This window comes from bacterium (genome assembly GCA_016873475.1).
GTDB lineage: Bacteria > Krumholzibacteriota > Krumholzibacteriia > JACNKJ01 > JACNKJ01 > VGXI01.
The window spans coordinates 1-12,237 of record VGXI01000089.1 but is presented as its reverse complement, the minus strand read 5'-3'; the positions used below and the strand labels follow the sequence as shown (position 1 = coordinate 12,237).

The window sequence follows — 12,237 nt, the reverse complement described above, 5'->3', positions numbered from 1 at the left end:
TTTTATGAACCTCGCATGCGGGGCGATACAAGCCCGATCGGAGGAACGCCGTAGGATTCTTCTCCCCCCGGTCCGCTTCCCCCGCCAGGTAAGGGCCGGCTCCCAACGAAGTGGCTCAGGCAGATCGCTCCCTGTCCCTGCTGCCAGCGGCGAAGAGCCGTTCGCGTCACGCGGCAAGTCGCCCTGTCATCTGCCCGAGTCCCGCGACAGCGGCCGTTCCCGGTCATTTGAGGAGGACGATGCGCCGGCTGTCGACAACCGCGCCTGCGCTCAGCCGCACGAGGTAGACGCCGCTGGGCAGCGGCGCGCCGCGATCGTCCCGGCCGTCGAAGCGCAGGCTCTGGGGACCCGCCGCGCGCGGCCCGGCGGCCAGCACGCGCACGCGCCGGCCCGCGGCGTCGAAGAGCTCCAGGCGCGCCTCGCCCGGCGCGGCCAGCGTGAAGTCGATGCGGGTCGCCGGATTGAAGGGATTCGGGTAGCAGCCGCTGATCCCCGTCGCGTGAGCGGGCGCCGTGTCCGTCGCCGTCGGGTCGAAGGGCAGCTCGCTGTTGGACTCCAGCACCCAGTTCTCGGGGTCGAAGCTGACATCCTGCGGCTGCTGGCTGCCAATGAGCAGGCTGGTCTGCGTGAACCAGGCGTCGCTGTCCACGCGCAGGTCGACGTAGCCCGTGGGCGTCGTCACGCGCAGGGGCAGCGGCAGCGTGAAGAGCCCGGCGTTGGTCTGTACCTGGCGGATCTGCAGGTCCAGCCACCAGCCGCCCACGCCGCTGCGCGCGCGCCAGGCCCACTGGTAGATGGGCTTGTTCTGGCCGTAGACCCACTGCTGGAAGAAGGCGGTCAGGTCCTGGCCCGTGTAGGCCTCGAGGTCTGCCTCCAGCTCCGTGGTGTGCGCGTTGCCGTAGAGGTGCTGGCCGTAGTAGTAGCGCAGGGCGCCGAAGAAGGTCTCGTCGCCGAGCAGCCAGCGCAGCATGTGCAGCACCCAGGCGCCCTTGCGGTAGACGACGTTGCCGAAGAGCACCGGGTTGTTGTAGACGGGCCCGACGAAGTCGCTGGTGGTGATCGTCATCCAGTTCGTGAGGCCGGCCTGGCCGCCCGTGTACTCGAACCAGATCGCCTCGCAGTAGCTCGCGAAGCCCTCGTTCAGCCAGACGTTCTCCCAATCCTGGAGCGTGACGCAGTTGCCGAACCACTGGTGGGCCAGCTCGTGCATGACGATGCGGTCGTAGTAGTGCCCGCCGCCGAGCACGAGGTTGCCCATGCTCGTGCAGGTCTGGTGCTCCATCGCCCCGGCCCAGTGGAAGACCATGTGGCCGTACTTCTCGTCCACGAAGGGATACTCGCCGAAGAGACTGTCCATGATCGCGATCGTGAGCGGCGTGATCGAGAGATCCTCCACCGAGTTCGTGTAGTTCTCGGGGTAGACGTAGTTCTCGATCGGCAGCGAGTCGCCCGCGCTGGACACGTACCAGTCCGTGTAGTGCTGGTAGTTCGTCACCGTCATCGCGATCAGGTAGGAGTTGATCGGGTAGCTCTCGAACCAGTGCCAGGTCTTGGTGCCGTCCCCGTGGTTGGTGACGGACTGCAGGAGCCCCGGCCCCGGCGCCGAGTAGGCGGCCGGCACGCGGTAGTAGATGTCGGCGGTGAACTTCTCGTCGGGGACGTCCTTGCAGGGCCACCAGTCGCGCGCGCCCTCGGGCTCGCTGAGCGTGGCCAGCAGCGGCGTGCCGGCATGGTTCGTCCAAACGAAGCTGCCCCAGCCCGAGGAAACGGGCGAGCCGGCGAAGTCCAGCTCGAGGCTGAAGAGGCTGCCCGCGGGCAGGGGCGCGGCCAGCGTGACGAGCACGACACCGCCGCCGTGCGTCCAGGCGACGGGGCTGCCGTCCTGCCGGACGGCGAGCAGGCCCATCGCGTCGTTGAAGTCGAGGGCGACGCTGGCCAGGCCCGGCACCATCGCCTGGCAATCGAAGCGCGCGCTGCCGCTCAGGGATTGGGCCGTGAAGTTCGGCGCGAAGTGCAGTTCGGCATGGCGGATGTCCCACTCGTAGTCGCGCGCTCGCGGCTCGCGCCCGGCGAGCAGGCCCTGCCCGGAGCGACAGAAGTTGGCCTTGAGATCGATCAGGGGATCGGCCGGCGGCGCGGCGAGAGCCGGGGCAGCGAGAGCCGGGGCGGCGAGGGCGAGGAGCAGGAGGAGAACGCTGAGGGCACGGGCCATGGGGAGCCTCCGGGATCGAGGGCTGCGGGGGTGGCGGCGCATTGCTTCCTTAATGAGGATAACACGCCCGGGCACCGCTGGGTAGCGCCGGCGCGCAAGGAGGCAGCGGCGGCACCGACGAGAAAGCCGAGCCCGCGATCGGGAAGGCCGGGCGTCTAATCGGCGCTGTACTGGCCGCCCGTGATGAGGTCGCTGGGCAGGTCGAGCGGGTCCTTGTAGATCTGGCAGGCGGCGACGCTCACGCTGCCGCTCGCGAGCAGGGCGTTGAGGAAGGCCCCGAAGGCCAGGCCGTCCTCCGCCGTCACCAGCACGGAGCTCTGGCGGGCGCCGTGCTCGGTGTCGAACTGGAGGATGCTCATCAGGTGCACCCCGTCCTTGGCGAGCGCACCGAGGATGTGGTCGGCGCCGGGATCGGTCTCCTGCAGGTCGAGGAAGATGATGCGGTCGCCCTCCTGATAGCCGCCGCCCTGGCGGGCGGTCACGCCCTGCACGGCTTCGTAGTTGGCGTAGAACTCGGCGGGCCGCCGCTCGAGCACGGCGCGCAGGGTGCGCAGCAGGCTTTCCGTTTCGAAGGGCTTGACGACGAAGCCGTTGACGCCGGCGTCGAGCGCATTGCCGATGTCGACGACGTCGTTGCGCGCGGTGACCATCAGCACCGGCAGCGCGGCGGTGTCGGGCCGGCGGCGGATGGCCGCGAGCACCTCGTGGCCGTCCATGCCCGGCATCATGATGTCCAGGAGCACCAGGTCCGGCTGCGCTGCGAGCGCCGCCAGGGCCTGCTCGCCGCCGGTCGCCGCGCTCACGGTGAAACCCTCGATCTCGAGCAGGCTCTGCAGCATCTCGACGATATCCGGCTCGTCGTCGACGACCAGGATGCGGCGGCTCTTGTCGGGTGTCATCGCGGCTGCCTCCTCCGCTCGAGCTGGACGCGCTCCTGGTCGCGATCGACGATCGGCAGCACGATCGTGAAGCGCGATCCCCTCCCCACCGTGCTCTCCACCTTGACCGTAGCCCGGTGCGCGTCGGCGATCTTCTTGACGATGGCCAAGCCCAGGCCGGTGCCGCCGTACTTGCGGCGGATCGAGCCGTCGCCCTGCCGGAAGCGTTCGAAGATAAAGGGTAGTGCATCCTGCGCGATGCCGCAACCGCTGTCCTCGACGACGAGCCCGAGTCGCGCGGGCGCCTCGCTGGCGTCCACGCTGACGGCGATGCGGCCGCCCGGTTCGGTGAACTTGCGCGCGTTGCCGATCAGGTTGCGCAGGGCCTGCTCGATGAGATCCTCCTGCCCCATGACGTGCACGTCCGGGTCCGGCGGGATCACCCGGAAGTCGACGCCCTTCTGCTCCATCGCCGGCAGGAAGCTCTGCTCGAGAAAGCGCAGCAGCTTGACGACGCTGATCTCGCCCATGAAGACCTGGGCCGTGCTCTCCTCCAGCTTCCCGTAGCGCAGGAGCTGGCGGATCAGCTCCTGGAGCCGCTCCTGGTTGCGCCGCATCACCGCGAGGGCGCGCCGCTGGCGGTCGTTGATCTCGCCGAGGCGGCCGGAGTCGAGCATCTCGCTGTAGCCCTGGATCGTGACGAGGGGCGTCTTCAGCTCGTGGGTGACGTTGCTGAGGAACTCGTCCTTGAGCTTGTCGAGCTCCTGCAGTTCGCGGTTGGCGGCGCCCAGCTCGCGCACCTTGCCGCGCAGGTCGCGCAGCAGGCGCGCGACCTGGTCCTCTTTGAGCGCGTAGATGCTGCCGAGAATGCCGAAGATAGCGCCGAAGAGCAGCGGGTGGATGAGGAAGAAGAGCTGCCAGGGCTGCGCCGCGAGCAGGGTCGGCAGCGCACGCCAGCCGGGCGCCAGCCCCGCCAGGGAGAAGCCCAGCCCGATCGAGAAGAGCGGGATGGGCAACCCCCAGACGAAGCCGAAGAGCAGATACAGATTCCGGCGCGGGTCGTAGCTGCGCCTGAGCAGCATCGCCCGGGCGAACTCGCCGACCGTGCGCCGCCAGACCATCGTCCGCCCTCTCGCCGGCCGCTAGTCGGCGGGCTCCTCGAAGAGCGCGGCCGCCAGCGTCGGGTTGACCGCCATCTCCTTCACCGTCATCGTCGCGAACTCCTTGCCGTCCTGGCTGATGACGAACTTGCGCGGCAGCTGCACGCCGCCCGTCGCCTGGTACTCGCTCAGGACGGTGAAGTTGATGACCGGACCGCTCTGCCCTTGGTCCTTGTACTCCATGGCGTGGATCCGGCCCTCCGGGCCGAGGCAGAGCTTGTAGCCCTCGTCGCCCGCGCCCTTCAGGTAGACGACCGCGCACTCCTGCCCGGCGCAGCTCTCGCTCGCCATGGGCAGCGCGCGGTAGTCGTCCAGGTGCCGCAGCAGGTAGAGCACGTCGCTGCGCTCGCTCCGCCACATTTGCGCCAGGTCGTCGCCCTCGATCTTCTGCTTGCCGCGCGGGCTCTTCATCCAGCCGACTTCGGGCGTGAGCACCTGCAGCATGTTGCCGAAGGGCGTCGTCGTCTCCAGGCGCAGGCGGTCGTCGCCCAGCCGCTGCTGGACGACACCGAAGGTCAGCGGCCCCATGCCGCTCTCCTTGATCGCGAAGTCCCCGGCCATCCGCAGCGACTTCACCGCCGCCAGGGCCCTCGCGCCGCCGTGCGCGGCGACGGCCTTGTCCATCAGCGCGCGGCCCGCGGCGAGGTTCTCGGGCGTCTCCGCCGGCAGCGCCAGCTCGAACTTGGGCTCCGGGATCGCAATGTCGATGACACTCGCTTCGCCGAAGCCGAGGCTGCTCAGCGGCGCGTCGAAGTCCTCGGCCTTGCCGACGACGAGGATCGCCATCTCGTCCGGATGGATGCGCGCCTGGGCCGCCGCGAGGATGTCCGCGGCGGTGACGGCGTCCACCTTGGCCAGATAGGTGTCCAGGAAGTCCGCCGGCCGGCCCCAGAACTCGTAGGAGGCCTTGCGGCTGGCGATCGAGAAGGGATTGGAGAAGTTGAAGACGAAGCTGTTCTTGAGGCCTTCCTTCGCGCGCCGCAGCTCTTCGACGGTGACGGGCTCCACGCGGACCCGCTCCAGCTCCTTCATGATCAGCTGGATCGCCTCGACGGTGGACTCGCTCTTGGTGTCGACGCCCACCGTGAAGGGCATGCGGTGGTGGTTGCCCGTGATCATCCAGGCCCAGACGCCGTAGGCCAGCTCGCGCTTGCTGCGCACCTCGGTGAAGAGACGGCTGGAGAAGCCGCCGCCGAGGATCTCGTTCAGCACCGAAAGCGGGAACAGGTACTCGTCGTCCCAGCGGATGCCCAGGTGTCCCATGCGGATCTTCGACTGGTTGACGTCCGCCTTCTCGATGTAGTTCACCGACATCGGCGTCTCGGAGAGCAGCGGATCGGGCGGGAAGAAGGTCTCCGCGCGCGGCCAGTCGCCGAAGGCGGCAGCCAGCTTGGCCTTCATCGCCGCGGTCTCGAAGTCGCCGCCGGCGATGAGGATCAGGTTGTTCGGGTGGTAGAAGTACTTGTGGAACTCGACGAGGTCCGGCTGCGCGATGGCCGCCAGCGTGTCGTACTCGGGCTGGCGGGCGTAGGGACTCGTCGCGCCGTAGTAGAGCTTCTGGATCTCGCGATTGGCGATCCCGGAGGCGTCGTCGTTGCGGCGGCTGATCCCGGACTTGGCCTGGGTCAGGGCGAGATCGAGTTTCTCCTGCGGGAAGGCCGGGTGGCGCAGAACATCGACGAAGATCGCGAGCACCTCGTCGAAGTTCTCCGTCAGGCAGCGCAGCGAGGCGCTGGCGCTGGCCTCGTCCATGCCCGTTTCGACGCTGGCGCCCATGTTCTCGAGCAGCTCGTCGAGCTTGTCGCCGGGATAGCGCTCCGTGCCGCCCGTGCGCATCACCTCGCCGACGAGGTCGGCGAGGCCGGTCTTCGCGCCCGGCTCGTAGATGCGCCCGGCGCGGATCATCGCCGAGAGGCGGACGGTCGGCAGGTCGTGGTCTTCGACGAGGTAGAGCACCATGCCGTTGGGCAGCTCCTCGCGCACCACGGCCGGCACCTGGAAGTCGCGCAGGGCCGGCAGGCCGCCGATTACCTTGTCGTAGCGGCCCTTGGCCGCCGCGCCCGCGCCGGGCAGCAGGGCGACCGCGAACAGGGCGAGCAGCAGGGGCCGCGCCCCCGTGAGCGTGCGCTTGATGGTCGTCGTCATCTCGTCCTCCCCTAGCTGCCCGCGGTGGTCTGGATGAGGCCCACCGTCCGGTTGGATTTGCGGAAGATCTCGCCCGCTACGCGCTGCACGTCGGCGGCGGTGACGGCAGCGATCGCGTCGAGCTGCTTGAACAGCTCGCGCCAGTCGCCGAGGATCATCTGCGCCCAGCAGAGCTGACCGGCCATGTTCTCGTTGCCGTCCAGGCCCTGGATGAACTGGGCGCGCGCGCGGGTCTTGTAGCCGGCCAGTTCGCTCTCCGTGACGCCCTCGGTCGCGATGCGCTCGGCCTCGGCGTAGACCGCGGCCTCGAGATCCTCGACCTTGACGTCCTTGTTCGGCAGGGCGATGAGCGTGAGCAGCGCCGGGTAGCGGTCGCCCGGCAGGCCGTCGAAGGCGCCGGACCAGAGCGCGAGCTGGTCCGCCTTGACCAGCCGCGAGTAGAGGCGGCTGGAGCGGCCCTCGCCGAGGATGCTGGCGAGGGCGCCGATCGCGGGTCGGTCCGCGTGGCGGCGCGCGGGAACGTGGTAGCCGATGAACATGAAGGGCTGCGTGGCCTCCTCGATCACCACGCGGCGCTCGCCGAGCTGCTGGGGCTCCACCGTGCGGATCGCCTGCGGACCCGGCCCGGGCGGGATCTGGCCGAAGTACTTCTTGGCGAGGGACTCCAGCTCCGCGCGGTAGACGTCGCCGACGACGGCGATGACCATGTTGCGCGCGCCGTAGTTCCGCTTGTAGAAGTCCTCGGCGTCCCGGCGGCTCCACAGCTCGATGTCCGAGCGGTAGCCGATCGGCGGGCGGCCGTAGGGGTGGCCGATGTAGGCCGTGCACACCCACTGCTCGAAGAGGCGGCCCTGGGGCTGGCTCTCGGTGCGCATGTTGCGCTCCTCGAGGATGACGTTCTTCTCCTTGTAGAACTCGCGCAGCACCGGATTGATGAAGCGATCGCTCTCGAGCAGGCACCACAGCTCGAGCTTGTTCGAGGGCAGGCTGTAGAAGTACTGCGTGGCGTCCCAGCTCGTCATCGCGTTCAGGCCGACGCCGCCGTGCGCCTCGACGAGCTTGCCGAAGGCGTTCGTGTCGACCAAGCTGGCCGCCTCGGCCTCGAGCGCCTCGAAGTGCGCCTGGAGCGAGGCCAGGCGCGCGCTATCCGCCGCGTCGCCCTTGAGCTTCTCGGCCTGCAGGGCGGCGTAGGCCTCTTCGAGCGCCTCGAGCGCCTTCAGCTCGCGCTTGATGTCGAGGCTGCCGATCTCGCGCGTGCCCTTGAAGGCCATGTGCTCGAACATGTGAGCGATGCCGCTCCTGCCGTTGTCCTCGTCCACGCCGCCGACGCCGACGTAGGTCCAGAAGGAGAAGACCGGCACGTCGTGCCGCTCCAGCAGCAGGATCTTGAGACCGTTGTCGAGGACGATCTCCTGGACTTCATTCGCCAGCTCCTCATAGCTGGCGCTGGCCTGCCCGCCCAGGGCGAGCAGGGCGAGGAGCGCGGCGGCGGCGCGGAGCGCCAGGCCTGTCCGAAGGGACATCGGGAACCTCCTGAAAACGGGAAGCGGTGGATCGTTGCGACCGCGGCCAGCGGGCAGGGCAAGCTAGCACGGCCTCCCGGACGGCACAACCGGCGAGTGGCCGCCCGGGCCCCCGCCGGTCGCCGCGACGCGCAGCGTGGAGACGCCGCTTGCGCCCAAACAAGACCTGCAAGTCCATCGCTTTCATCGGGATACCGGCACTTGGCGCTTGCCATGCCGATCTGGGATCGCGTACACTTTTCGTCATCTCGGCAGTGATCCGAGCCACCCCCTCACCCTCTGAAGGGAGGTTCCCATGCGACCCAGCCGCCCGCTGTTCCTCGCGCTCCTCTCTCTCTTCGCCGCCCTCGTCGCCGGGACCGCCCTCCTCGACGTCGAGATGGCCCTGGCCTCGCCCTCCGGATCGCTGAATGGCCAGACCGGCGCCCCCGCCGTGAGCGCCGGCGCGGAATGCGCGCTTGGGGGCGCGCTGGACTAGAGCGACTGCGACCCCAGCTTCCCCGCCACCGCGCGAGGCGCTCCGCGGCCGGAAACCGAGATCGGGGGCCCACTTGACGGGTCTGGGGAGGCCTGCTATATTGCCGGCTCTTGTGCCGGGCCGCGCCCGGCGCTCGCCAACACGCCAGGAGAGTTCGCCATGTCCAAGCGCTGCGCCTTGACCGGCATGGGTCCGCGCGCCGGCCGCCACGTGAGCCACGCCAAGAACCGCCGCCCGCGCTGGTTCCGGCCGAATCTGCAGAAGCGCCTCGTCACCATCGACGGCGTCACGCAGCGCGTCTGGATCTCCACCCGCGCGATGCGCACCCTGGAGAAGCAGGCCAAGGGCTAGCCGCGCCGCGAGCGGACCGGCCAACGCCTCCCCGCTGCCGGGGAGGCGTTTCGCGTTCTGGGCCCTCGCCTTCGGGGCGAGGGCGGGCCGCCGCGCTCCTAGTTGCCCGCGAGGGAGACGTTGTCGACGTAGAAGGTACCGGCGCCGTCGTTCCAGGTCGCGAAGCTGAGATGGGTGAGCTGGCCCGGCGTCTTGCCCTTCGTGAAGAAGGACTCCAGCTCGAAGGGCTTGGTCAGACCTTCGATGCGCACGGCGTAGAAGCCCTCGGGCACGTTGACCTCCACCACCACCGTGTACCACTTGCTCAGATCGAGATCCTTGGCGACCAGGGTGCGCTTGGCCCAGTCGTTCGCGCCCTCGCGGGCGAAGAGGTTCATCTTGCCGGGGGTGGCGGCGTTCTCGCAGCCGAGGAAGACGAAGCGCTCGGCGCCCGTGCTGTTGGGCCCGCCCTGCTTGTCCTTGACCCCGCCCAGGAAGCAGAAGGCCGAGCGGTTGTCGTCCGCCAGGATCTCCTTGACGCAGATGTCGTAGCGCAGGGTCGCCGCGACCGCAATCGGCTTGGGCAGGCGCTGGCTCAGGTAGGTGTTCAGGTCCGGGTGGGCCTTGAGCATCGCCTTCTGCGTGGCGTTGCCGGCGACGGGCTTCTTGCTGAGCATCAGCAGCTTGGCCCCCTCGCCGTCGTCGCGGCTCTCGTACCAGTCCGGACCCTTGCCGTCCTTGCGCAGATCGCCGCTCGATTTTTGCGTTTCGAAACTGCCGTCGACGAGTTGCTCCGCCGCGGCCAGCGGGCCCGCCGCGAGCAGCAGGGCGAGGACGGACGGCAGAAGACGGCGTGTGGCTGCGAACATGAGGACGACCTCCCGGCGGAACCCCCCGGACCGCCCGGCGGGGCCGCGGCAGTATAGCAGGCCGTCCGCGCTCGCACCACGCGCGCGCCGGGTGGCCTTGATTTTCAGCGCACCTTTCCCTAGCATGCAGCCATTCAAGCGCTTGCGCCGACGGAGGGAATCTGCCGGCGCTTTGCCATGCCCGAACCCTGGCAGAGGTCACAGTGTCCGAGAAGCAGCGGGATTACGCCAAGGCGCGCTCCATCCTGGCCACGGACTGCGGCTCCACCACCACCAAGGCGATCCTCATCGAGTTGGTGGACGGCGAGTACCGGCAGACCTTCCGCGGCGAGGCCCCGACCACGGTGGAAGCGCCATTCGAAGACGTCACGCGCGGGGTGCTCAACGCGGTGCTCGAAGTCGAGGAGCTGGCCCGGCAGAAGAACCCCGAGCGCCGGCTGCTCGATGGGGAGACGATCATCACGCCGATGGCGGGCGACCGCGGCGTGGACATCTACATCTCCACTTCGAGTGCGGGCGGCGGCCTGCAGATGATGGTGGCCGGGGTCGTCAAGTCGATGACGGGCGAGAGCGCCGAGCGCGCCGCCCTCGGGGCGGGCGCCATCGTCATGGACGTGCTCGCCAGTAACGACGGACGACTCCCGCATGAGAAGATCGCCCGCATCCGCCAGCTGCGCCCGGACATGATCCTGCTCTCGGGCGGCATCGATGGCGGCACGGTCAGTCACGTCGTCGAGCTGGCCGAGATCCTCCACGCCGCCAACCCGAAGCCGCGCCTGGGCATGAGCTACAAGCTGCCCGTCATCTACGCCGGCAACAAGGAAGCCAGGCAGACGATCTGGGAGACGCTCGGCAACGTCACCGACCTCAAGGTGGTCGACAACATCCGCCCCGTGCTCGAGCGCGAGAACCTCACGCCCAGCCGCGACGAGATCCACGAGCTCTTCATGGAGCACGTGATGGCCCAGGCGCCCGGCTACAAGAAGCTGATGAGCTGGACCGACGCGCCGATCATGCCGACCCCGGGCGCGGTGGGCGCGATCATCGAGACCGTCGCGCGGCGCGAGGGGATCACCGTCGTCGGCGTCGACATCGGCGGCGCCACCACCGACGTCTTCTCCGTGTTCCAGGGCGTCTTCAACCGCACGGTGAGCGCGAACCTGGGCATGAGCTACAGCGTCTGCAACGTGCTCGCCGAGGCCGGCCTCGCCAACGTGCTGCGCTGGGTGCCGCTGGCGATGGACGAGCAGGAGCTGATGAACCGCATCGGCAACAAGATGATCCGGCCGACGACGATCCCGCAGGCGCTCGAGGAGCTGAAGATCGAGCAGGCGATCGCCCGCGAGGCGCTGCGCCTGTCCTTCATCCAGCACAAGCAATTCGCCGTCGGGCTCAAGGGCGTCCAGAAGGAGCGCACGATCTCCGACGCCTTCGATCAGAGCGCCTCGGGCGAGACTCTCGTCGACATGATGGCCCTGGATCTGCTCGTCGGCTCGGGCGGCGTGCTCAGCCACGCCCCGCGCCGCCACCAGGCCGCCCGCATGCTGATCGACGCCTTCCTGCCCGAGGGCGTCACGCAGCTCGCGGTGGACTCCATCTTCATGATGCCGCAGCTCGGCGTGCTCTCCACGGTGAACGAGCGCGCCGCCACCGAGGTCTTCGACAAGGACTGCCTGATCCACCTCGGCACCTGCTTGGCGCCGGTCGGCCCGGCCAAGCCCGGCCGCAAGGTGCTGGACTTCGTCCTGACCCTGGCGGACGGCAGCAAGGTCGAGCGCGAGCTGAACCAGGGCGAGCTCCTCCTCGTGCCGGCCGGCCGCGAGGATCGCGTGCGCGCGGTGCTGCGCCCGGTCAAAGGGCTCGACATCGGCGCCGGCAAGGGCCAGGAGCTGCAGACGGAGCTGCGCGGCGGCGTGGTCGGCCTCATCTTCGACGGCCGCGGCCGGCAGCCCTTCGCGCTGCCCGAGGACGCCACGCGCATCGCCAAGTTGCGCGAGTGGAGCCTGGCGACCGCCGAGTACCCCGAGAGCGAAGTCACCCAGGGCGCCGCCGTCTAGCGCGCCGAGGAGGAAGAGGCCCCGATGGCCCACGCCTACACGCCCGGACTGAAGGTCCTCAAGGAGGCCCGCGTCACCAAGACGCGCATGCTGCCGCTCAAGGGCGAGGTGCGCGTCGCAGCCGGCGAGGCCGTCGCACCGGCGACCGTCGTCGCCGCCACCGAGCTGCCCGGCAACGTGCAGATGGTCAACGTCGCCGCCCAGCTCAACGTCGATCCGGCCGACGTCGGCGAGTGCATGCTGAGGCGCGAGGGCGAGAAGGTGAAGAAGGGCGAGCCGATCGCGCGCAGCCGGGGCATCTTCGGCCTCTTCAAGACCACGCTCGCCAGCCCGGCCGACGGCACCGTCGAGAGCATCTCCGGCGTCACCGGCCAGGTCGTCCTGCGCGAGGCGCCCATCCCGGTGCAGGTCGACGCCTACGTGAACGGCACGGTCATCGAGGAGCTGCCGCAGGAGGGCGTGATCGTCGAGACGATCGGCGTCTTCATCCAGGGCATCTTCGGCATCGGCGGCGAGCGCCAGGGGGAGATCAAGGTCGTCGTCTCGCGCCCGGACGAGGAGCTGTCGGCCGAGCACCTCGGCCCC

General features: G+C 69.2%; 10 protein-coding genes. 4 read left to right on the top strand and 6 right to left on the bottom strand.

Annotation, left to right across the window (positions count from 1 at the left end):
- Positions 1-223: 223 nt before the first annotated feature.
- The 5 genes from FJ251_08690 to FJ251_08670 all read right to left on the bottom strand — a co-directional run bounded on the left by FJ251_08690 (position 224) and on the right by FJ251_08670 (position 7,918).
- Positions 224-2,254, bottom strand: a complete 2,031-nt coding sequence (locus tag FJ251_08690) for a T9SS type A sorting domain-containing protein (GenBank protein ID MBM4117806.1) — start codon at positions 2,252-2,254, stop codon at positions 224-226.
- 113 nt (positions 2,255-2,367) lie between these two features.
- Positions 2,368-3,111: a response regulator transcription factor gene (locus tag FJ251_08685; GenBank protein ID MBM4117805.1), complete on the bottom strand. Its 744-nt coding sequence runs from the start codon at positions 3,109-3,111 to the stop codon at positions 2,368-2,370.
- Complete coding sequence (locus FJ251_08680; protein MBM4117804.1) at positions 3,108-4,211, bottom strand: hypothetical protein; 1,104 nt, start codon at positions 4,209-4,211, stop codon at positions 3,108-3,110. The genes FJ251_08685 and FJ251_08680 overlap by 4 nt, the downstream gene beginning before the upstream one ends.
- A 21-nt stretch (positions 4,212-4,232) precedes the next feature.
- Positions 4,233-6,395, bottom strand: coding sequence for an insulinase family protein (locus tag FJ251_08675; GenBank protein MBM4117803.1), 2,163 nt, complete (start codon positions 6,393-6,395; stop codon positions 4,233-4,235).
- Between the two features lie 11 nt (positions 6,396-6,406).
- Complete coding sequence (locus FJ251_08670; protein ID MBM4117802.1) at positions 6,407-7,918, bottom strand: insulinase family protein; 1,512 nt, start codon at positions 7,916-7,918, stop codon at positions 6,407-6,409.
- Positions 7,919-8,213: 295 nt separating this feature from the next.
- On the opposite strand from FJ251_08670, the gene FJ251_08665 reads away from it, so the two are divergent.
- Both FJ251_08665 and rpmB read left to right on the top strand, forming a co-directional pair.
- A complete protein-coding gene (locus FJ251_08665; protein MBM4117801.1) occupies positions 8,214-8,396 on the top strand; it encodes a hypothetical protein in 183 nt (60 codons plus the stop codon).
- A 159-nt stretch (positions 8,397-8,555) separates the two neighbouring features.
- Entirely contained in the window at positions 8,556-8,747 is a 192-nt protein-coding gene (gene rpmB / locus FJ251_08660; protein MBM4117800.1) for a 50S ribosomal protein L28, read from the top strand.
- Between the two features lie 98 nt (positions 8,748-8,845).
- Here the strand turns inward: rpmB and FJ251_08655 are convergent, their stop codons facing one another.
- Entirely contained in the window at positions 8,846-9,595 is a 750-nt protein-coding gene (locus FJ251_08655) for a hypothetical protein (protein ID MBM4117799.1), read from the bottom strand.
- 203 nt (positions 9,596-9,798) lie between these two features.
- Between FJ251_08655 and FJ251_08650 the strand changes: the two genes are divergently transcribed.
- Together FJ251_08650 and FJ251_08645 are read left to right on the top strand one after the other, a co-directional pair.
- Positions 9,799-11,652, top strand: a complete 1,854-nt coding sequence (locus FJ251_08650) for a methylaspartate mutase (protein ID MBM4117798.1) — start codon at positions 9,799-9,801, stop codon at positions 11,650-11,652.
- Between the two features lie 24 nt (positions 11,653-11,676).
- A partial coding sequence (locus tag FJ251_08645; GenBank protein MBM4117797.1) for a hypothetical protein occupies positions 11,677-12,237 on the top strand: 561 nt, incomplete at its 3' end.

What these genes read in the sequence shown, in the direction of transcription:
- FJ251_08685 (MBM4117805.1), bottom strand. Translation starts at nt 3,111, where the DNA reads ATGACACCCGACAAGAGCCGCCGCATCCTGGTCGTCGACGACGAGCCG.
- FJ251_08670 (MBM4117802.1), bottom strand. Translation starts at nt 7,918, where the DNA reads ATGTCCCTTCGGACAGGCCTGGCGCTCCGCGCCGCCGCCGCGCTCCTC.
- rpmB (MBM4117800.1), top strand. Translation starts at nt 8,556, where the DNA reads ATGTCCAAGCGCTGCGCCTTGACCGGCATGGGTCCGCGCGCCGGCCGC.
- FJ251_08655 (MBM4117799.1), bottom strand. Translation starts at nt 9,595, where the DNA reads ATGTTCGCAGCCACACGCCGTCTTCTGCCGTCCGTCCTCGCCCTGCTG.
- FJ251_08690 (MBM4117806.1), bottom strand. Translation starts at nt 2,254, where the DNA reads ATGCGCCGCCACCCCCGCAGCCCTCGATCCCGGAGGCTCCCCATGGCC.
- FJ251_08665 (MBM4117801.1), top strand. Translation starts at nt 8,214, where the DNA reads ATGCGACCCAGCCGCCCGCTGTTCCTCGCGCTCCTCTCTCTCTTCGCC.
- FJ251_08680 (MBM4117804.1), bottom strand. Translation starts at nt 4,211, where the DNA reads ATGGTCTGGCGGCGCACGGTCGGCGAGTTCGCCCGGGCGATGCTGCTC.
- FJ251_08675 (MBM4117803.1), bottom strand. Translation starts at nt 6,395, where the DNA reads ATGACGACGACCATCAAGCGCACGCTCACGGGGGCGCGGCCCCTGCTG.